The organism is Vespertiliibacter pulmonis, from assembly GCF_013377275.1.
Taxonomy (GTDB): Bacteria; Pseudomonadota; Gammaproteobacteria; order Enterobacterales; family Pasteurellaceae; genus Vespertiliibacter; species Vespertiliibacter pulmonis.
In genome coordinates, this window is the sequence record NZ_CP016615.1 from 1,192,892 (window position 1) to 1,213,713 (window position 20,822).

Consider the following 20,822-nt stretch of genomic DNA (forward strand, 5'->3'; position numbering starts at 1 on the left):
ATATTTTATAAGAGTTATTATGCAACAAACACATTCTATTGCTCGTATTTTGGTTACGTTTGCCGCTATTATCATTATTTTAGCGGGTATAAAATTAGCAGCTGAAATTGTTATTCCTTTTCTATTATCGTTATTCATTGCGATAATTTGTTCCCCGTTGATTAAATGGATGACTGCTCGTAAAATTCCGTTAGGTATTGCGATTGCCTTGCTTTTTGTGCTTTTCCTAGTTGTTTCTTTTTTCCTTGCTGGGTTAATCAATAGTACAGTGAAGGAATTTACGGCCTCTATTCCAAGCTATAAAGTCTTATTATCCGAGCGAATGAGTTTACTTGTTTATTATGCAGATAAATGGAATTTGCCAATCTCTAAAGAGTTATTAACTAATGAACTTGATCCCAGTGTAATTATGAACTTCGTTAGCCGATTATTGCTAAGTTTTTCGGGCATTGTGACCAATGTGTTTGTGCTTTTATTAGTAGTTGTTTTTATGTTATTGGAAGCGCCAACAGCGAAGCATCGATTGGCAATTGTATTGAGCTCAGATAAAAGTGAGATCAATACAACGGAAACACAGATAGAGCGGGCATTACAAGGGGTAATTAGTTACCTAGGGGTGAAAACAATTACAAGCTTATTAACCGGCGTAGGTATTTGGGTATTGTTAGAATGTTTAGGTATCCAATATGCTGTGCTATGGGCAACTTTAAGTTTTTTACTCAATTACGTGCCTAATATAGGCTCAATTCTAGCGAGTGTTCCAATTATAGTGCAAGCATTTTTATTAAATGGTTTTTCAGTTGGATTTATTGTAGCGGTAGGCGTGATTATTCTTAATATGTTGATTGGTAATGTGGTTGAACCGAAAATGATGGGGAGACGTTTAGGGCTTTCAACGTTAGTTGTATTTTTATCTTTGCTTTTCTGGGGCTGGATATTAGGAACAGTTGGTATGCTATTATCAGTTCCTCTTACTATGGCGTTAAAAATTGCGTTAGAATCCAGCCCAAGCACAGTTCGTTATGCTCTGCTATTAGGTGATGTCGCAGAAGATAAATTACCTACATAAATTAAGTAGTAATAAATAAAAAGGAATCCATTAGGATTCCTTTTCTATTTTGATGGTAACTTATAATTTTTATATTATAAATTACGTAATGCCTCAATACGTTTTTCAAGTGGCGGGTGGCTCATAAATAGCTCTTTGCGAGGGCCGTTGATCATAAACGCATTGAGCGAACCTTGCATTTCTTCTGGGGCGTGAACGTGTTGTAAGCGTTTTAATGCGGCAATCATTTTTTCTTTACCGACAAGATTTGCAGATCCTGCATCAGCGCGGAATTCTCGTTGGCGAGAAAACCACATAGCAATAATGCTAGCAAGAACACCAAATATCATTTCAAGCACCATTGATACAAGAAAGTATAGCCCTGAACTTTGATGTTCTTCATTATTATTGCCACGAGTATTGGATACGGCAGAGGCAATAATACGAGAGAGAAAAATCACAAAAGTATTCAATACGCCTTGTAATAATGTCATTGTTACCATATCGCCATTAGCAATATGGGAAATTTCGTGAGCAATAACAGCTTCTGCCTCATCTTGTGTCATTGCATTTAATAGCCCAGAACTAACTGCAACGAGTGAACTATTTTTTGTTGCTCCTGTGGCAAACGCATTGATATCAGCAGAATGATAAATTGCGACTTCAGGCATTGGAATACCCGCTTGCTGTGCTTGGCGTTGTACAGTTTCAACTAACCAACGTTCTGCATTATTGCGAGGGGTAGTAATGACTTCAGCTCCGACAGAACGTAGTGCCATTGTTTTTGATAAAAAGAGTGAAATAAGCGAGCCTGCAAAACCAAATAACAGGGACATAATTAAAATGCCTCCTGTGCTATGACCTGCAATGCCTGTTACATTTAAAATAATGCCGAGTACAATCATTACCGCAAAGTTTGTGGCAAGGAAGAGGGCAATTCGCATCATAATCAGTTATTCTCCAAAGTAGTTGTAATAAAGTATTAATTTAGCTAAAAATGGCGATGATTTAGCGAAATTCAATGATTAGACCTTAACTATTTCCATAAATTTAACTGCTTTGTTACTTTTTTTTCAGGAAATTGCACATTTAGCCCAATAAGTCGGACTTTACGCCCATTTTTTCTCTGCCAGATTTGTTCCAGCAAAGTAAAAAAGCTATTTATATTCAATCCATTTGTTGTTCTTTCTAAGGTGGTTTGGCTAAAATCATCAAATTTTAGTTTAATTCCCAATTTTTTAAATTCTTCTAATGAACTATCAGCCCAATTTCGTTGGATACGGAATATGAGTTTTTGAAAAAGTTCTTCAATAATTGGTTGAGCTTCTAAAAGTGTATCAATATCAGTAAGTAGTGTATTTTCAACAGCTAAAGATTTGCGAGGGCGATCAACATTTACCGTCCTTTTATCAATACCGTGAGCGAAATCCCATAAATTTTGTCCTAGTTTACCGAATTGTTGAAAGATGAAATGGGGTTCAGATTGTTGAATATCTAAGCACGTTTGAAATCCAAGCTGTTTGAGTTTTTCATTAGTTACCGCCCCAACACCAGGAATTTTTTTAAGGGGTAGGTTTTTAATGAAAGCGGGTACTTCCTCAGGAGAAATAACAAATTGCTCATTGGGTTTATTTTGATCAGAGGCAATTTTGGCTAAAAATTTGAGTGGAGCAACGCCTGCTGAAGCGGTAAGGTGTAATTCCTCCCAAATTTGTTTTCGTATTTCTTGAGCAATCCAAGTAGCAGAGCCAGCAAATTGCTGGCAATCGCTTACATCTAAATAGGCTTCATCTAAAGACAATGGTTCAATAATTTGAGTATATTGGCGAAAAATTTGATGAATTTGTTCTGACACTTGCTTATACAAGGGCATATTAACGGGGAGTAAAATCAAATGAGGGCAATATTTCAATGCCTGTGCAGTTGGCATAGCACTGTGTAAACCAAATTTACGGGCTTCATAGTTGCAGGTAGTTAATACGCCACGTTGATTGGCTTTTCCTCCGACAGCAACGGGTTTACCAGCTAAGGCTGGGTTATTACGAATTTCTACCGCTGCATAGAAACAATCCATATCAATATGAATAATTTTTTGTTGAGTTGCCATTTACATTATATTACCGTAATCTAACCGCTTGTTATTATATCAATAAACTGTTTATAAAAACAGTTGTTTGCAGTGTTTATTGTATTATGAAGGTAAGCGGTTAGATTAGGAAAAATTATGGTTTATGGATTGATGATTGCATTTGTCCCTTTATTCCTAGGGTATCTTATGCGTATTAGAAATCAGAATATATTGAATTGGAATAATAGGATTATTACTTATTGTTTGTATCTTATTCTTTTAACAATGGGAATTTCTTTAGGGCAGTTAGATAATTTAACTGAAAAATTAGCTGAGATTTGGGCTATTGCACTGGGAATGAGCTTAATTCTGCACCTATGTAATATCATTTTTATCCTTTTTGTTGATAAATATTATCCAAGAAAAGAGATAAAGCAAGTCGAGGGTAATTTGTCGTCTCGTTGGCGACTATTGTTAGATGTATCTAGCCTTTGTCTAGCCGTCTTAGTTGGTGGAATTCTAGGCTATTATTTAAAAAATATATTACTTTTCCCTTTACATACAAGTACTTATATTTTAGTAATTATGATTTTCTGTGTAGGTATTCAACTGCGACACAGTGGCATTCCAATAAAAGCTGTTTTTCTTAATAAACGGGGGATTAGTGTTGCATTGCTTTTTATTCTAAGTGGATTAGTAGGTGGTGTTATTGCCTCTTACCTGCTTGATTTACCCCTGAACAGAGCTTTGGCCTTAGCTTGTGGTTTTGGCTGGTACTCTCTTTCAAGCGTATTACTTAATGACGCTTGGGGAGCAATGTATGGCAGTATTGCGTTTTTTAATGATCTTATCCGAGAAATTTTTTGTTTGTTCTCTATTCCTTTTTTTATGCGAAAGTTCCCTGCTACCGCAGTGAGCCTAGGCGGTGCAACGTCCCTTGATTGTACATTGCCGATCATTCAAAAATCAGGTGGCACTGAAATTGTTCCTTTTGCGATTAGCTTTGGATTTATTGTAAACCTCGCTGTCCCGTTTTTATTGAGCATTTTTATTAGTTTATAGCTGATATGCCTTATAAATGAGTTCAGCTATTGTTTGGGCATTCATTTTTTCCATAATGTGGGCACGATGTACTTCAACGGTTCGTATTGAAATATTTAATCTTTCTGCAATTTGACGATTAATATATCCTTGTAGCAATAAGTCTAGAATATCTAATTCTTTGTTACTCAACTGTGTGTAACAACAATGAATTTGATAGCGCTTGTAGTTATCTTGAGTGGTAGATTGTGCTAAAGAAAGAGCCGCTTGTAGATGAGCAAATTGAACGGGCTTTTGTAAGAAATCAACAGCACCTTGTTTTAATTCTTGTACTGCCATTGGTACGTCAGCGTGCCCTGTTAATATGATAACTGCCAATGTACTATTTTGTTGGCGAAGAAATTGGTGGATCTGTTTGCCGTCAAGAATAGGCATTTTCATATCTAATAAGACGATACCTTCTTCGTAAAGGGGGGCGTTTTCAATAAATGTTTGGCTATTTGACCAACTTGTAACAGTATATCCCCACTGTTCTAGCATAAAAGAACAGGCATCTAATACGGTTAAATCATCATCGACAAGGTGTATATTCATTTTTATATTTTTCTCGAGAATAAGGTAAGGTTAAAATAATTCGTGCGCCTTGCTGATTTTCACGATTAGTTAAACGAATTTCGCCATTAAGAGAGCGGATAAGACGTTGGCATAAAACGAGCCCTAACCCTAATCCGTCAGGCTTACTTGTACGAAACGGGACAAATGGAAAAGTTAGGTCGTTTTCGCTAAAGCCTATTCCATTATCGTTTATCGTGATGTTCAAGTGTGCGGTATTCTGTATTACTTCAATGTATATTTCTGATGACTCTGCTTGTATAGCATTTAATAAGCAATTACAAATTACCTGCTCTAATAATGTTGGTGGAATATGTAAGGTGATATTCTCGGGGCAAATTAACACGATACGATGCAAAGGCGAATGAGATAACGAAATAAATTGAATACTGCGTTCTAATAGTGCTTTAAGCTGAACTTCTTCAAGTTTTTCATTACTTTTATTCTTTCCCCAAGCCATTAAATTATGAATGATATTGGCGCATCTTTCCACTTGCCCTAAAATTTTATTAAGGTTTTTTGTAACAGCATCAGTATCAGTTTGCTGTAGTTGGTATTTGATCCCTTCAGCATACATTTGAATGGCAGTAAGCGGTTGGTTCATTTCGTGCGCAATGCCCATATTCATTTCACCGAGTAGGCTTAATCTATCAGCTTGTATGAGTTGTTGTTCATATTTCCGTATTGCTTGATGTGCTTGATGTAACGCCTTGCTTTTACGGTGTATTTGTAAATTGATCCATAAAAAATTTCCACTTAATAAAAGTGTAATACCGATGATCCAGTGTTGGTATTGTTGAAACCAAAATTTAATGTTTTGCCAAAAATCTTGCATTGGATGTTTGTGAAGTTGATATAAAAGTGCATCCGTTTGGCTTGTGGAATAAGGTGCAGTCCATTGGGGTAAGTGGTCAGGTGTATTGCTGAGAAGCAAGGTAATGAGTTGGGAAGCAATATCAGCAGGCACTTGTGGCAATGCGGCTAATGACCAGTTGGGTACTAATTGAGTGCTAGTTTGGCAACCTGCATTATTTGGCTTTGGTGAAAGTAAGCGAAAATCTTTTATATTAAGAATTTTCTCTTGCACTAATTCTTCTAGAATACAGCTAGGGACGATTGCAGCATTGGTTTTGTTTTCGTGTAACAATAAAAGTGGTGCTTCAACAGGAAAACCTGTGAATGATAATTTAATTTCGGACTCTGAAATATCCTGTTTATAAAATTCATTATAGCCTAAGAGAAATCCCCCTAAGGCTTTTGGGCTAACTGCGCTGACGGTTTGATATTTTAAATCGGTGAGCTGGTAATATGGACTGTCTTGGCGGACAAATATTGCGCTACCAATCTGATTTAAAGATGCGTTTGTATATAAACTTAATGATTTTAGGCTGGCAAGCCAACGTACATCAGTTTTATTGAGATAGAGAAATTGTGCTTGGTTAGCTAGTATAAAATCGATCCCTTGTGCTTGGCTTTTTTCTAAATCATCAAGCCCTAAGGTAACGAGTACAAATTGGTGATTGGGCGAAAAATGTTGGTTAAGCCAATTTATCCAAGGTTGCCAGCGAAGATGAGTATGAATGCTTCCTCGTTGAGCCAGAATTCCAATTTTCCATTGTTGCGCAAGCCCTAAGCTAGGCATTAGCCCTAGAAGTAAAATAAACGTTGTAATGAACCGCTTGTATTTCTTCACCTTTTGATTTCCTTTCTTGATAAATATCAAATCCCTTCGTATTTTATGTGGAAAACCACAATAGCTGAATATCAGTACTTATTTAACAATACGTTAAAAAGAGTGATAACTCAACGAGATAAAGATGATTTGTTTAAGGAGTCTAAAATATGGAGATGAGCAAGCGTGGTTTTTTAAAGAACTTATCTGCTTTAGCGGTTGGGCAAGCAGTTATTCCCTTTAGCGAAGCAAAAAGTGATTTTCAGCCAGAAAGACGAAATGGCGATGATTCACACCGCTATGGAATGTTAATTGACTTGCGGAAATGTATTGGGTGTCAAGCTTGTACGGTAAGTTGCTCTGTTGAAAATAATACGCCAATTGGTGAATTTCGTACGACAGTGCGTCAATATGAAATTACGAATGAAGAGAAAGTTGTTAATAATGTACTTTTACCAAGACTTTGTAATCATTGTGATAACCCTCCTTGTGTGCCTGTTTGCCCAGTACAAGCAACGTATCAGCGTAAAGATGGCATTGTGGTCATTGATAATCAGCGTTGTATTGGCTGTGCTTATTGTGTTCAGGCTTGTCCTTATGATGCTCGTTTTATCAATGAAGAGACAAAAACCGCAGATAAATGTACATTTTGCACCCATCGATTAGAAGCAGGCTTATTGCCTGCTTGCGTTGAGAGCTGTGTGGGAGGGGCAAGAATTATTGGTGATCTACGAGATGAGAATAGTACGATCAGCAAAATGGTTGCAGAATTTAAAAGTGATTTAAAAGTACTTAAGCCAAATGAAGGAACCATTCCACATGTGTTCTACTTGGGGTTAGAGGATGCTTTTGTTGATCAGGTGCAAGGACAACCTATGTTATGGCAAGGTGAGGAATAAAAATGGTGATTCGTGAAATTTTAGTAGAACAACAATCAATTGCGTGGCTACCTTGGGCAGTCAGCTATTTTTTCTTTATTGGCTTAGCTTTTTCAGCTGTATTTGCCGGGTTATGGATTCGTTATAACAGTAAAAATAATCAACATGAATTTATTGCGATAATGATCGCATTAGTTTGTGCAATTGTTGCGCCAGTCGCACTAATGGCTGATTTACATCAGCCTAGCCGCATTGCAAATTTTTATCTGCATCCTACACCGTGGTCTTGGATGGCGTGGGGAGCTGTGTTTTTACCGTTATTTACGGTTTCTGTTGTAGGATATTTCCTCAGCTTATTACGTCAAACAATTCCTGTTCAACATATTGCACCTTGGTTAAAGGTACTATATTGGGGAGATTTTAATTTAGCAAGATGGACAACGGTATTTAGATTTCTCTCTTTCTTATTTTCAGTATTAATTTTGCTTTACACTGCTATGGAAGTCTTTATGGTAGCGGCTCGCCCTTTGTGGCATCACTATGGATTAATTCTGTTAATTCTATGCAGTGCGTTACCAACGGCATTATTAATTTGTCAATGTGCTATTCAATTAGTGGATCGTTCTTTTAAGTTGAAATCATTAACGCTTATTGGATTATGTAATCTATTTGGATTTGTGGCTACCATTTTATGGCTTTATTTTTCGAATGATCAGGCAGGAGCACAATTAACCCAGCTGTGGCAGTTAAGCATATTACCTAAAGGATTACTGGGATGTTGGATAGCATTAATTGTTTTATTTTTCTTACCAAACCGCTTCTTAATTAACATTGTAAGCGTATTGGTGGCATTAGTATTTACTTGGTTATTCCGTTGGATATTACTTATTATGGTGCAAGGGTTACCAAAATATAATGCTTTAGTACATTTCCATACGCTGACGTGGAAACTTGATGAAGCGATTGGAATGTTATCTATGTTTAGTTTGTGTGTTTTTATTGGAATACTATGTTGGCAGTTTTTTGGCGGTAGATTAGGGGGATATAATGAATAAGCAAAGACGCAATTTACTCAAAGGCAGTTTAGCCGTAGGAACGGCAACAGCATTTGCTGCAGGCTATGCACCTAAAATTAAAGAGATTGCAACGGGAGTAATTGATGGCACATCGGGAGAGCCAACAAGAGATCCGATTAACGGAAATTCATTAGTTCCAGAATATCAGGTCAAAAATAAGCAACTGCTAACAAATAGCCAGCAAATAGTCTGTAATACCCAATGTATGGGCTGTTGGACATTATGTGGTTTACGAGTGCGGGTCGATTTAGAAAAAAATCAAGTATTGCGTATTAACGGTAATCCATATCACCCACTATCCTCTGATCAACATCTAGGTTTTGATACACCAATCCGCCAAGCTGAAATAAGCGTTGCGGGTGAAAATGGATTAGCAAATCGTTCGACGGCTTGTGCGAGGGGAGCGGCTTTTTTAGATGGAATTCGTAGCCCTTATCGTATTACACAACCTCTCAAACGTGTAGGTAAACGAGGTGAGGGTAAGTGGCAAACGATCAGTTTTGAGCAGTTAATTAGCGAAGTTGTAAATGGCGGAAATTTATTTGGTGAAGGACATATTGATGGCTTAAAAGCGATTCGTGATTTAGAGACCCCAGTTAATAGCCAGCACCCTGATTTAGGTGCAAAAGTAAATCAGCTTATGGTCACTTTTGCTGGTCCTGAAGGGCGACAGCCTTTGCTTAAACGCTTTGCACAGAATAGCTTTGGGACAATCAATTTTGCCTCCCACGGGTCATTCTGCGGATTATCTTATCGAGCAGGATCGGGGGCATTTATGAATGATCTTGTGGGTAATGCTCATGCGAAACCTGATTGGGATAATGTTGAGTTTCTGCTTTTTATGGGAACATCGCCAGCACAATCAGGAAATCCTTTTAAACGGCAAGCTCGTCAATTAGCAAAACAACGAACTAAGGATAATTTTGAATACGTCGTTGTTTCACCTCGTCTAGAACTAACATCAACAAATGCGGTGAAAGATAATCGCTGGGTGCCGATTATTCCAGGCACAGATTTATCGCTTGCGTTAGCGATGCTACGTTGGATTATTGAAAATGAGCGTTACAATGTGGATTATTTATCGATCCCGAGTGAAAATGCCATGAAGAATGCAAATGGCGTAAGTTTCTGTAATGCAACTCATCTTTTTATTGCCGATCCGAAACATAAGAATTACGGGCAAGCGGTGCGTTCACACCATATTTTTGCAGTTGAAGAACCTGAAACACTTACTGATGGCGATATTATTGTAAAAGATAAGCAAACAGGAGAGTGGCGTGCGGCTAAAGATTGTTTACAAGCAGAAATTTTTGTCAGTGCAACGATGGTGTTAAATGATGGTAGTGAAGTGTTAGTAAAATCCGCAATGCAATTATTTAAAGAATCGTGTTTTGAGCATAGTCTTGAAACTTATTCGAAGCAATGTGGCGTATCCCTCAACACGATTATTCAGCTTGCAAAAGAATTTACTTCTCATGGTCATCGTGCGGCCGTGATTAGTCATGGTGGAACGATGCATAGTAATGGATTTTATACATCGTGGGCCATTTTGCTATTGAACGCAATGGTCGGCAATATGAATAAAAAGGGCGGTATGAGTATTTCTGGCGGTAAATTTAAAGATTTCGGAAGCGGTCCTCGTTATGATTTAGCAACATTTCCTAATATGGTGAAGCCTAAAGGTACAAATTTAGCCCGTAGCCGAAAATCGTATGAAAAATCCAGCGAATTTAAGCAAAAAGTAGCACAGGGAGTAGCCCCTTATCCTGCAAAAGCAGCGTGGTATCCTTTCGTAGGGGGACAAATGTCCGAAATGATCACGTCTGCTTTACAAGGCTATCCTTATACGTTGAAAGCTTGGATAAATCATATGGGAAATCCTATTTATGGATTAACGGGTATTCATCATATTGCAGAAGAAAAATTGCGTGATCCATCAATCTTGCCACTTTTTATTTCTATTGATGCTTTTATGAATGAAACAACCGCACTTGCTGATTATGTTATTCCAGATACACATAACTTTGAGAGTTGGGGATTCAGTAGCCCTTGGGCTGGTGTGCCAGTAAAAGCTAGTACGGCTCGTTGGCCGGTTGTAGAATCTGAAAATGCACGTACTGCTGAAGGCGATCCTATCTGTATGGAAAGTTTTATTATTGCTGCTGCAAAAGCAATGGAGTTACCAGGATTTGGCGAAAATGCGATTTTAGATAAGCAACAAAAGAGCTATGCATTAAACCGCAGTGAAGATTTCTTCTTAAAAGCAGCCGCTAATATTGCTTATGATGGCCAACAACCTGTTGAAGATGCGACAGAAGAAGATATGTTATTGACGGGAGTTGCACGATTATTACCTAAATTATCCTCTGTGTTAAAAGAAGAGGAAGTGCTTAAAGTTGCGAATATCTATTGCAAAGGTGGACGTTTTGCTTCTTATGATAGTGCGTGGCAAGGTGAAAATATGAAAACGCATTGGAAAAAATGCCTTCAAATTTGGAATGAAACGGTTGCGAAGGAAAAGCACTCACAATCAGGAAAGCATTATTCTGGTACGCCAGCTTATTTTGTTCCGCAATTTGCAGACAATAGCACACTCGAAAGTCACTATCCAATAAAAGAGTGGCCGTTTAAATTAATGTCTTTTAAATCTAATCTAATGAGTAGTATTACTGCGCCATTATTACGTTTACATAGCATTAAGCCAGAAGGCATCGTTGGAATGAATCCGCAAGATGCAGCAACCTACGGTTTTCAACACGGTGATATGGTTGAATTGGTTACTCCTGGAGGAAAGGCTAAAACGCAAATTATTGTAATGGCAGGGGTAATTCAAGGCACAATAGCGATTGAACACGGCTATGGACATAAACAGCACGGAGCAACTAGCTATGTGATAGATGGAAAAGTAATTCAAGGTAATGATCAAATTAAGCGTGGGATCAATATCAATGATCTTGGCTTACTAGATTCAACCAAAGAAATTGTTTCGCCTTGGGTTGATTGGGTGTGTGGTTCAGCAGTAAGACAAGGGCTACCAGCTAAACTTGTTAGGTTATCAGTGTAGAAATTGAATGAATTATAATTAACTGAGAAATAATAAAGGGACGAATATGATTCGTCCCTTTATTTCGTTATAGCAAGCCAATTTAAATAATGTCAAAGTATCATTTTAATATGCTACTTCTCATTTGATTCTAATTGAAGGGGAAGAATTAAACTTAATGGACGTTCTTTAATAATTTGTCCAACACATTTTGCAATGTTCTTCCAGCTATCAATTTCAGCATTAAGAGAGCGTAATGCCACCCATAAGGTTAGAGAAAAGCTGACAATCAAATTTACTAGCCCAATAAGTAATACAAACCATAAATTATGTAAGAATATAGCCCAAGAGAGTTCACCGCTGATTGTGGCATAGCCCAAATTAGCTGATGAAAATGCAACGTGGCGTATATCTAATGGTAGCCCTGCCCAGTAACCAATAAGCCCTGTTAAACCGAGTAAAAAACCAAAACAGAGATTTCCCATTATTGAGCCATAATTATCGTGCATATAATTAGCAAAGCGTTCACGCATAGTTATTGGCATTAGACGTTTTAGCAACGGATGCTGTTGCAGACGCATACGCAAATTTAGATAGTTAGTGCGATTATCAAAAAAGCCTGAAATAATGCCAGAACAGAATAGCCACACTCCAGCGATTGCCGCAAACCATAATGTTCCTCCGGAAATATCAAGAGAATGAAGTTGATAGTTTACTTGTTCATTATTTAATAGTGGGGCATTAAACCAGTGAGCGAATAGCATTGCAATAATTGCCGATAAACTCACCGCTATCAACACATTTCCTACAACAGCAATACTTTGGGAACGTAATACATCAACTAATAATTGTGCTAATTTCATATCTACGGCTCTGCCTTGTGGATTTCGTTCAACAGCTTCGGCAAAACGCGCGGCAGTCATTGCTGGCTGTTTAGTCGCAACCGTGAAATGAAGCATAAAGATAATCACAAAACCTATTCCATAATTTAGGGCTTCAAGTAGGCTTTTTAGTGTTTTACCTTCAACGACATTACCAATATAAATTTTAATTAACGCCATAATTGCAATTAATACGCCACCAGCAGCTGCAGAATAAAACATACCTAAATATTCTTTTTTATTGCGAGTAATATAGTGCTCGCCGTGATCGCTGGTATTTTGCGTAATACTACGGGAAAGCATTTTTACACTTTGTTTCCATAAATTTGACACACTATGTTGATCCGCTGAGGCGACAGCAAGTTCACCCGTTAAATGTAACATTCGGCGTGATAAACTGCGGTTGGAAGAAAATACGTTCATCAATTCTGCAAGGCGTACTAAGGTTTGTGATAATCTTTCTAATAAGTGCGCAACTTCAAGTGAAGAACCAGCTGTTCCACCTTTTTTCTGTAAACGTTCAATTAAATCTTGGCTTTGTTCAAACATTACTTCTAAATGAGCAATATCATAATGCTCATTTTTACGTTGTGCTTCTACCCAATGGGCAACTTCTCGTTGTAAGCTAACAAATGAACTATCCGCTTCAAGTAGCGTTGGTTCTAGTCGCATTAATTCAGGATCCATCTCTTCTGCGGCGATCCAAATTGAGAGCATTTCGATAGCAAATAGCCCTTCATAACGTAAATGGTTACGTACGGTTTCCCTTTCGTGAGGTGTGGCGTATTGGCTTAAGAGGTTTAAAAGTGAATTCCAATAAAATAGGGGTAAATGGTTTAACCATTTTGCATCTTCTTTACGGTTAAACAGTAGAAAAAAGACATCACGTAGGTCATTCACATCTTTAAAAGAGGGATTGATTTTCTCATAAAGGCGATTTTTCATTTCACGCCCAAAATTTTCACGGGCAAGAATGCCACGACTAATCAGTAGAGGATAAATCCGCATTCCACATAGCCAACGGCAGAGTTGTCCTGCTAATTGTTGCCCGAGAGTTTCATTCTTTTTTAGTAGCGTAATGACCGCATAGAGACGTTGACGAGTATCATCATTTGCGTGGCGAAGCCAATCAAATAATCCATCAAGTAAACCGAATATATCATTTTCTGCTAATTTATATTCAATAAATGGGGTTAAGTCATTTTTAGTTTTTAATTGTATTTTTTTCAAATTATCTCTCCAAATTTTATGAATGAATTCAGACCACCAAAAAGGGAAGAAATTCAACTTGAGGCTATTTTATAGTATGATCCTTAATAAAGATAAACGACAAGCGGTAAGATTTTGTAAATCTTACCGCTTACATTTTTTGGATAAGTAATTGGATAAGTAAAATGGAACAAACTTTTTACCGTGGGCGATTTTCTGTTGCCCCAATGCTAGATTGGACAACACGTCATTGCCGTTATTTTCATCGGCAATTTACCCAACAGGCTTTGTTATATAGTGAAATGATAACGGCTCCTGCAATTTTAAATGCAAAATACGATCTACTGGGCTTTGATCTTGCCGAAAATCCCGTTGCATTGCAGTTGGGGGGAAGTGATCCTCGTCAGTTAGCTGAATGTGCTAAATTAGTTGAAGAACGTCATTATGCTGAAATCAACTTGAATGTAGGGTGTCCCTCAGACCGAGTGCAAAATGGAATGTTTGGTGCGTGTTTAATGGGGAATGCTGAATTGGTTGCTCGTTGTGTTGAAGCAATGAGAGAAGTAGTAAATATTCCTGTTACGGTTAAACATCGTATAGGCATTGATGATCTAGATAGCTATGAATTTTTATGCGATTTTATTGAAAAAATTCAACCATATTGCAATGATTTTATTGTACACGCACGTAAAGCGTGGCTATCGGGGTTAAGCCCTAGGGAAAATCGGGAAATTCCACCTTTGGATTATGAACGAGTGTATCAGCTTAAGAAAGATTTCCCCCATTTAAAGATCAGTATCAATGGTGGAATTAAAACACTTGAGGAAGCTAAACAGCATTTACGTTTTGTTGATGGGGTAATGATTGGGCGTGAAGCCTATCAAAATCCGTCTTTGTTGGGGCAAGTTGATCGTGAATTATTTGACAAAAATCTTCCTGAAGTAACCGCTAGACAAGCGGTAGAACAGATGTTCCCTTATATTGAACAGCAATTAAGCCAAGGGGTATATCTTAATCATCTTATTCGTCCAATGTTAGGAGCATTTCAGCATTGTAAAGGGGCAAGACAGTGGCGACGCCACCTAAGTGAAAACGCTCATCTAGCGGGGGCTGGTATTGAGGTTGTTGAGCAAGCATTGGCATTTGTTAGTTAATTACTTTTCTTTTCCCTTGTTCAATCTGAGGAAAAAAAGGATAATAGTTCACATTTTTGCGATAGGTTTGTGGGATATGATTGAATATATTTTGTTAGTGATTAGCACAGCCCTAATCAATAATTTCGTCTTAGTAAAGTTTTTAGGGATCTGCCCTTTTATGGGCGTATCAAAGAAAATTGAAACAGCTATTGGAATGGGAATGGCAACAACATTTGTTCTAACGGTTGCTTCGTTATCAGCTTATTTAGTGGAAAGTTATATTTTAGTGCCGTTAAATATTCAATTTCTTAGAACTTTAGTCTTTATTTTAGTGATTGCAGTAATTGTGCAATTAACTGAAATGATTGTGCATAAAACAAGCCCTACGCTTTATCGTTTACTAGGCATTTACCTCCCTCTTATCACAACAAATTGTGCGGTGTTGGGGGTTGCATTATTAAATGTCAATCTATCTAACAATTTAGTGGAATCTGTCTTGTATGGCTTTAGTGCTTCAGCTGGTTTTTCCCTTGTCTTAGTGCTTTTTTCTGCGCTGCGTGAACGTTTAGTGGCGGCAGATATACCTACTATTTTTCAAGGTGCTTCGATCGCTTTAATTACCGCAGGGCTAATGTCGCTCTCATTTATGGGCTTTACTGGCTTGGTTAAAATGTAATGTCTGAGCAAACCGTATTTTATATTTTTATCATCATTGGCATTATTGCATTTATTGCACTAATTTTTGGTGCAATTTTAGGCTATTCTTCAATTAAATTAAAAGTAGAAGCCGATCCGATTGTTGAACAAATTGATGCGATTTTGCCCCAAAGCCAATGTGGTCAATGTGGCTATCCGGGCTGTAAGCCCTATGCGGAAGCGGTTGCCAATGGCGATGAAATTACCAAATGTATTCCAGGTGGGCAGCCTGTTATTGTGCAGATTGCGGAACTAATGGGCGTTGAGGTACCAGAAACAGATGCCCAAGCACCAGAAACGAAAGTTGCTCTCATTCACGAAGATAGATGCATTGGCTGTACAAAATGTATTGCAGCTTGTCCTGTTGATGCAATTATTGGCACAAACAAAGCAATGCACACCGTCATTGCTGATTTATGTACTGGTTGCGAATTGTGTGTTGCACCTTGTCCTACGGATTGTATCGAGATGATTAGCGTTAAACCAACCGCCCAAAAATGGAATTGGCAATTTGATCAAAATTTAATTATCCCCGTGTTAAATACAACAGAACTTAAGAAAAAATGGGTGGTAGGCACTACGGAGAATAATAATGCAAAATAATGTATTAAGCCGTATTCGCCAAGGTAAATTATGGGAGTTCCCAGGTGGAATTCACCCGCCTGAAATGAAAAAACAATCGAATCAAAAACCGATTCGTACATTACATTTGCCTAAATATTTCTATGTGCCAGTAGTACAACATTCTGGGAGCGCAGGCGAGGTGATCGTTAAACTTGGTGAGAGTGTCCTAAAAGGGCAACCATTAACCCAAGGAGATAATTTCCGTCAATTACCTGTTCATAGCCCGACATCGGGGAAAATTGTTGGTATTGAGCCGTATGTATCTTCTCACCCTTCGGGTATTGCTGAATTAACGATTGTGATCGAAACAGACGGCAAAGATCAATGGATAGAACGTAAGCCAGTTGAGAATTTTTTACAACTAACAAGCGGTGAGATTATCCAAAAAATTTACCAAGCAGGCATTGCAGGTTTAGGCGGCGCAGTATTTCCAACGTCTAGTAAACTTAGTTTTGCAGAAAAACGTTGTAAGGTATTGATTATCAATGGTGCAGAATGTGAACCTTACATTACCTGTGATGATCGCTTAATGCAAGACTATCCCTTTGAGCTTTTAGAAGGCATTCGTATTTTGCGGTATGTGTTACGCCCAGAAGAGGTAATACTAGCGATTGAAGATAACAAGCCAAAAGCAATTGAAGCGGTTAAAAATGCTCTTAAAGGAGCTAATGATATTAGTTTACGTGTTATTCCAACTAAATATCCGTCTGGTGCAAGCGATCAATTAGTCCAAATTTTAACAGGCTTAGAAATTCCGCAAGGTAAACGAACCATCGAGTTAGGCATTGTAATGCATAATGTGGGAACAGCATTTGCCGTTAAACGAGCGATCATTGATGATGAACCGCTTATTGAGCGAGTTGTTACCCTAACAGGTGATAAAGTGCGTAATAAAGGGAATGTTTGGGCAAGGCTTGGTACACCCATTTTACATTTACTTGAACAGGTTGATTATCAACAAGATGAGCGTTTTCCCGTTTTTCTTGGTGGGCCATTGATGGGCTTTATTTTACCCTCGTTACATTCACCGATTACGAAAACAGCAAACTGTATTATTGCCCCCGATCATTTTGAATATGCTCCACCGCAACCAGAGCGAAGCTGTATCCGCTGTTCAAGTTGTTCAGACGCTTGCCCTGTTGGGCTGTTACCGCAACAGCTTTATTGGTTTGCTCGTTCAGAAAATCACGAAAAATCAACGGAATATCATCTTGACGCCTGTATTGAATGTGGGGTATGTGCTTATGTCTGCCCGAGTTATATTCCATTAATTCAATATTTCCGTCAGGAAAAAGCAAAAATTGCCGAAGTTGAAGAGAAAGCTCGCAAAGCTGAAGAAGCAAAACAACGATTTGAAGCTCGTGAAGCACGTTTAAACAAAGAAAAAGAAGCTCGTACGGCTCGTATTCAACAAGCAGCAGAAAAACGCCGAGAAGAAGTAGCAAATAGTGCTGGAGAAGATCCAGTAAAAGCCGCATTAGCTCGTTTAAAAGCGAAGAAAAATGAAGAATCTCAGGCAACCCAAGCTAACCCATCGCCAAATATTGTGGTAAAAGCTAATGGCGAGCCAGATAATAGTGATTTAATGGCACAACGTAGAGCTAGACGTTTAGCAAAACAAGCAGAACAAGCGGTCAGTTCAGAACATTCTTTGGCAACTAAGGCAGTTAAAGGCGAAGTGGCAGAACAAGATACAGACCCACGCAAAGCAGCCGTAGCAGCAGCGCTTGCCCGAGCCAAAGCAAGAAAAGCTCAACAGCAACATTCATCTCAAGAAAGCCAAAGGGAAGATGTGCAAGCGGTGAGTTCGGAACATTCTTTTGCAAATAAAACGGTTCAAGACGAAGTGGCAGAACAAGATGCAGATCTACGCAAAGCAGCCGTAGCAGCAGCGCTTGCCCGAGCTAAAGCGAGAAAGGCGCAACAGCAACATTCATCTCAAGAGAACCAGAGAGAAGATGTGCAAGCGGTGAGTTCGGAACATTCTTTTGCAAATAAAACGGTTCAAGACGAAGTGGCAGAACAAGATGCAGATCCACGCAAAGCCGCTGTAGCCGCAGCTATTGCTCGAGCCAAAGCAAGAAAAGCTCAACAGCAGCATTCATCTCAAGAAAATCAAAGGGAAGATGTGCAAGCGGTGAGTTCGGAACATTCTTTTGCAAATAAAACGGTTCAAGACGAAGTGGCAGAACAAGATGCAGATCCACGCAAAGCAGCCGTAGCCGCAGCTATTGCTCGAGCCAAAGCAAGAAAAGCTCAACAGCAGCATTCATCTCAAGAGAACCAAAGGGAAGATGTGCAAGCGATGAGTTCGGAACACTCTTTGGCAACTAAGGTAGTTAAAGACGAAGTGGCAGAACAAGATATAGACCCACGCAAAGCCGCTGTAGCCGCAGCTATTGCTCGAGCCAAAGCAAAAAAAGAGGCTCAACTTAAACAATAATACAGTGAGGTTCAAATGATGATGGCAATTACTGATATTTTTCCGTCTTTCCCGTGGTCTTTTCTATTTGTTCAAGACTTAATTGGAACAATTGTATTTGCAATTTCAGGTGCGATTGCTGCCCGACAGCATAAAATGGATATTTTCGGTATGTTTGTGTTAGCATTTGTTACTGGAGTGGGTGGTGGTACGCTACGAGATGTGATGATCGGTAGTACCCCCGTGTTTTGGATGAAACAACCTATTTATGTATTGATGATTAGCCTTGCAGTAATTATCACAGCAATTTGTAAAAAACGCTTGGGATCTCACCGCTGGCAGCTAGGATTATTTATTTTTGATGCGATTGGCTTAGGTGTATTTACAGTAATTGGAGTACAAAAAGGGTTAAATTTTGGCTTACATCCGTTAATTTGTATTGCTTTAGGCGGAGTAACGGGCTGTTTTGGTGGTTTAATTCGGGATATTTTACGCAATGAAGTGCCAACGATTTTGCAACGAGAAGTTTATGTAACGGCAAGTTTAATTGGTGGTATTATTTTTATTCTCTTCCGTGATGCAGGCTTTGAAAGTAATTGGGTTGATGTTGCAACTGTGGTTACTGTAATTGCAATTCGAGTGTTTACTGCTCGTTTTAATTTGCATTTACCAAAAATTTAAAAGTTCTACCTTAGTATTAAAAGTAAAAGGAAAAGATTCATGTTTAAAATGATTAGCTCACCACATACCCATTCGAGCAATCTTACGGCAAATTTTATGTTGTGGGTTATTGCTGCAATGTTGCCTGCTTTGGGAATGATGTGCTATTTTTTTGGTTATGGAGTGCTAATTCAAATTGCTTTGGCAGTGAGCTTGGCGATTGTTATTGAACTTTTGGTCGCAAAATTACGCAATAAACATATTCTTTTTTATGTTGAAGATTTATCAGGCATTTTAACCGCATTGATTTTAGCAATGGCAATTCCACCCTATGCTCCTTATTGGCTAATTTTAATTGGAATTGCTGTGTCGTTATTGTTAGCTAAGCACGTTTATGGTGGTTTGGGACAAAATTTATTTAATCCTGCAATGATTGGTTATGCCTTCTTGTTAGTCTCTTTTCCATTACAAATGACATCTTGGCTACCTCCATTAGATTTATTAAGTGAACCCCCTACTTTGGGGGATAGTTTTTCACTCATTTTTAGTGGCATAACGTCTGATGGGTTTTCCATTCATCAATTAATTAATAGTGCTGATGGTATTACGCAAGCAACCGTGTTAGATGGTGCTAAAACAACCTTATCTAAAATCACAGATCTTAATAAACTTGAAACGTTATCAGCTCAATTAAGTGATCAAGTGCTATTTGGTGGTTGGGGACAGATCAATCTTGCCTTTTTAGCTGGAGGCTTAGTCTTAATTTACAAACGTATTATTCATTGGCAAATTCCGTTTTCAATATTAGTTGTGTTTGCAATATTAAGTGGAATGACAGATTTGCTAACTTACTGTGCGTGGTCAATGCCCCATCATCTTTTAAGTGGTGCGATGATGTTTGGTGCATTTTTTATTGCAACTGATCCCGTTTCTGCTTCTATTACGCCAAAAGGTAAACTTATTTTTGGCGGATTAGTTGGGCTATTGATTTATCTTATCCGCTATTATGGAAATTATCCTGATGGCATTGCATTTGCTGTATTACTAGCGAATATTTGTGTGCCATTGATTGATCATTATACCCAACCCCGTTTATATGGTACAAAGAGTAAGAGAAAATAGATGAAAACATCAAAAATTACATTGCGTTATGGGCTGATTCTTGGTCTTGTTGCGTTGATCTGTACTGCAATTTCAACGGCAATTTATTTACTCACTCAATCTAAAATTGAGCAAGTAACTGCTCAACAGCAACGGCAGTTATTATTGGAAGTTGTCCCACAAAACTATTTTGATAATGATTTATTGGCAACCTGTAAAAAGATAAATTTACCTGAGTTCCCATTTCTAAATAAAATATTTATTGCAAAAAAACAGCAAGAACCAACCGCTTATGCTATTCAAGCCACCGCACCAGATGGCTATTCAGGCAATATTGTTCTGCTGATTGGAATTGACCCAAAAGGTACAATTCTTGGTGTGCGAACACTTGAACATAAAGAAACACCAGGGCTTGGAGATAAAATTGAAACCCGAGTGTCAGACTGGATTTACGATTTTTCTAATCAACCATTTAATCCAGATAATCAGGAACAATGGGCAGTGAAGAAAGATGGTGGCCAGTTTGACCAATTTACGGGGGCAACAATTACACCAAGAGCGGTTGTTAATATGGTGAGAAAAAGTGGTAATTGGGCAATAGAAACATTGAATAGCCAGCCTAACGTCACTGACACTTTTGAGCAATGTAACTAAA

The 20,822-nt window shown here is 38.3% G+C and carries 17 protein-coding genes; 12 read left to right on the forward strand and 5 right to left on the reverse strand.

Going from position 1 to position 20,822, the window contains the following annotated elements:
- Nucleotides 1–19: 19 nt before the first annotated feature.
- Nucleotides 20–1,069 (forward strand): AI-2E family transporter, encoded by a 1,050-nt coding sequence (locus A6B43_RS05860; protein WP_124211203.1) that lies wholly within the window; start codon nucleotides 20–22, stop codon nucleotides 1,067–1,069.
- A 74-nt stretch (nucleotides 1,070–1,143) separates the two neighbouring features.
- On the opposite strand, the gene htpX is transcribed toward A6B43_RS05860, so the two are convergent.
- Together htpX and dinB are read right to left on the reverse strand one after the other, a co-directional pair.
- Nucleotides 1,144–1,998, reverse strand: coding sequence for a protease HtpX (gene htpX, locus A6B43_RS05865; protein ID WP_170152433.1), 855 nt, complete (start codon nucleotides 1,996–1,998; stop codon nucleotides 1,144–1,146).
- A gap of 86 nt (nucleotides 1,999–2,084) precedes the next feature.
- The gene (gene dinB, locus A6B43_RS05870; RefSeq protein WP_124211201.1) at nucleotides 2,085–3,155 is read right to left on the reverse strand and encodes a DNA polymerase IV; all 1,071 of its coding nucleotides are present in this window, start codon (nucleotides 3,153–3,155) and stop codon (nucleotides 2,085–2,087) included.
- A 117-nt stretch (nucleotides 3,156–3,272) separates the two neighbouring features.
- On the opposite strand from dinB, the gene A6B43_RS05875 reads away from it, so the two are divergent.
- Entirely contained in the window at nucleotides 3,273–4,178 is a 906-nt protein-coding gene (locus A6B43_RS05875) for a LysO family transporter (RefSeq protein WP_124211200.1), read from the forward strand.
- Here the strand turns inward: A6B43_RS05875 and A6B43_RS05880 are convergent.
- Nucleotides 4,173–4,751 (reverse strand): response regulator, encoded by a 579-nt coding sequence (locus A6B43_RS05880; protein WP_124211199.1) that lies wholly within the window; start codon nucleotides 4,749–4,751, stop codon nucleotides 4,173–4,175. The genes A6B43_RS05875 and A6B43_RS05880 overlap by 6 nt on opposite strands.
- Nucleotides 4,729–6,462: a sensor histidine kinase gene (locus tag A6B43_RS05885; protein WP_124211198.1), complete on the reverse strand. Its 1,734-nt coding sequence runs from the start codon at nucleotides 6,460–6,462 to the stop codon at nucleotides 4,729–4,731. Before A6B43_RS05885 ends, A6B43_RS05880 begins: the two co-directional genes overlap by 23 nt.
- Nucleotides 6,463–6,611: 149 nt before the next feature.
- On the opposite strand from A6B43_RS05885, the gene ttrB reads away from it, so the two are divergent.
- The 3 genes from ttrB to A6B43_RS05900 are packed head-to-tail and all read left to right on the forward strand — an operon-like array spanning nucleotide 6,612 to nucleotide 11,459.
- Complete coding sequence (gene ttrB / locus A6B43_RS05890) at nucleotides 6,612–7,340, forward strand: tetrathionate reductase subunit TtrB (protein ID WP_124211197.1); 729 nt, start codon at nucleotides 6,612–6,614, stop codon at nucleotides 7,338–7,340.
- A gap of 2 nt (nucleotides 7,341–7,342) precedes the next feature.
- On the forward strand, nucleotides 7,343–8,374 hold the full coding sequence (gene nrfD, locus A6B43_RS05895; RefSeq protein ID WP_124211196.1) for an NrfD/PsrC family molybdoenzyme membrane anchor subunit: 1,032 nt from the start codon (nucleotides 7,343–7,345) through the stop codon (nucleotides 8,372–8,374).
- On the forward strand, nucleotides 8,367–11,459 hold the full coding sequence (locus tag A6B43_RS05900) for a tetrathionate reductase subunit A (protein WP_124211195.1): 3,093 nt from the start codon (nucleotides 8,367–8,369) through the stop codon (nucleotides 11,457–11,459). The genes nrfD and A6B43_RS05900 overlap by 8 nt, the downstream gene beginning before the upstream one ends.
- Before the next feature lie 113 nt (nucleotides 11,460–11,572).
- On the opposite strand, the gene A6B43_RS05905 is transcribed toward A6B43_RS05900, so the two are convergent.
- Nucleotides 11,573–13,549, reverse strand: a complete 1,977-nt coding sequence (locus A6B43_RS05905; RefSeq protein WP_124211194.1) for a site-specific recombinase — start codon at nucleotides 13,547–13,549, stop codon at nucleotides 11,573–11,575.
- Nucleotides 13,550–13,713: 164 nt separating this feature from the next.
- Between A6B43_RS05905 and dusA the strand changes: the two genes are divergently transcribed.
- The 7 genes from dusA to rsxG all read left to right on the forward strand — a co-directional run bounded on the left by dusA (nucleotide 13,714) and on the right by rsxG (nucleotide 20,821).
- Nucleotides 13,714–14,682 carry a tRNA dihydrouridine(20/20a) synthase DusA gene (gene dusA / locus A6B43_RS05910; RefSeq protein WP_124211193.1) on the forward strand — a complete coding sequence of 323 codons (969 nt, stop codon included), beginning with the start codon at nucleotides 13,714–13,716 and terminating at the stop codon, nucleotides 14,680–14,682.
- Nucleotides 14,683–14,758: 76 nt separating this feature from the next.
- A complete protein-coding gene (gene rsxA, locus A6B43_RS05915; RefSeq protein WP_124211192.1) occupies nucleotides 14,759–15,340 on the forward strand; it encodes an electron transport complex subunit RsxA in 582 nt (193 codons plus the stop codon).
- Nucleotides 15,340–15,963, forward strand: coding sequence for an electron transport complex subunit RsxB (gene rsxB, locus A6B43_RS05920; protein WP_124211191.1), 624 nt, complete (start codon nucleotides 15,340–15,342; stop codon nucleotides 15,961–15,963). The genes rsxA and rsxB overlap by 1 nt, the downstream gene beginning before the upstream one ends.
- The gene (rsxC, locus tag A6B43_RS05925; protein WP_124211190.1) at nucleotides 15,953–18,427 is read left to right on the forward strand and encodes an electron transport complex subunit RsxC; all 2,475 of its coding nucleotides are present in this window, start codon (nucleotides 15,953–15,955) and stop codon (nucleotides 18,425–18,427) included. The genes rsxB and rsxC overlap by 11 nt, the downstream gene beginning before the upstream one ends.
- 15 nt (nucleotides 18,428–18,442) lie before the next feature.
- Nucleotides 18,443–19,087 (forward strand): trimeric intracellular cation channel family protein, encoded by a 645-nt coding sequence (locus A6B43_RS05930; RefSeq protein ID WP_124211189.1) that lies wholly within the window; start codon nucleotides 18,443–18,445, stop codon nucleotides 19,085–19,087.
- 96 nt (nucleotides 19,088–19,183) lie between these two features.
- A complete protein-coding gene (gene rsxD / locus A6B43_RS05935) occupies nucleotides 19,184–20,188 on the forward strand; it encodes an electron transport complex subunit RsxD (RefSeq protein ID WP_418902982.1) in 1,005 nt (334 codons plus the stop codon).
- Nucleotides 20,189–20,821: an electron transport complex subunit RsxG gene (gene rsxG / locus A6B43_RS05940; protein WP_124211187.1), complete on the forward strand. Its 633-nt coding sequence runs from the start codon at nucleotides 20,189–20,191 to the stop codon at nucleotides 20,819–20,821.
- The last annotated feature ends 1 nt before the right edge of the window (nucleotide 20,822 follow it).

Coding starts and splice junctions, on each gene's coding strand:
- A6B43_RS05860 (WP_124211203.1), top strand. CDS start 20: ATGCAACAAACACATTCTATTGCTCGTATTTTGGTTACGTTTGCCGCT.
- dinB (WP_124211201.1), bottom strand. CDS start 3,155: ATGGCAACTCAACAAAAAATTATTCATATTGATATGGATTGTTTCTAT.
- A6B43_RS05875 (WP_124211200.1), top strand. CDS start 3,273: ATGGTTTATGGATTGATGATTGCATTTGTCCCTTTATTCCTAGGGTAT.
- A6B43_RS05880 (WP_124211199.1), bottom strand. CDS start 4,751: ATGAATATACACCTTGTCGATGATGATTTAACCGTATTAGATGCCTGT.
- ttrB (WP_124211197.1), top strand. CDS start 6,612: ATGGAGATGAGCAAGCGTGGTTTTTTAAAGAACTTATCTGCTTTAGCG.
- nrfD (WP_124211196.1), top strand. CDS start 7,343: ATGGTGATTCGTGAAATTTTAGTAGAACAACAATCAATTGCGTGGCTA.
- A6B43_RS05900 (WP_124211195.1), top strand. CDS start 8,367: ATGAATAAGCAAAGACGCAATTTACTCAAAGGCAGTTTAGCCGTAGGA.
- dusA (WP_124211193.1), top strand. CDS start 13,714: ATGGAACAAACTTTTTACCGTGGGCGATTTTCTGTTGCCCCAATGCTA.
- rsxA (WP_124211192.1), top strand. CDS start 14,759: ATGATTGAATATATTTTGTTAGTGATTAGCACAGCCCTAATCAATAAT.
- rsxB (WP_124211191.1), top strand. CDS start 15,340: ATGTCTGAGCAAACCGTATTTTATATTTTTATCATCATTGGCATTATT.
- rsxC (WP_124211190.1), top strand. CDS start 15,953: ATGCAAAATAATGTATTAAGCCGTATTCGCCAAGGTAAATTATGGGAG.
- A6B43_RS05930 (WP_124211189.1), top strand. CDS start 18,443: ATGATGATGGCAATTACTGATATTTTTCCGTCTTTCCCGTGGTCTTTT.
- rsxD (WP_418902982.1), top strand. CDS start 19,184: ATGTTGTGGGTTATTGCTGCAATGTTGCCTGCTTTGGGAATGATGTGC.
- rsxG (WP_124211187.1), top strand. CDS start 20,189: ATGAAAACATCAAAAATTACATTGCGTTATGGGCTGATTCTTGGTCTT.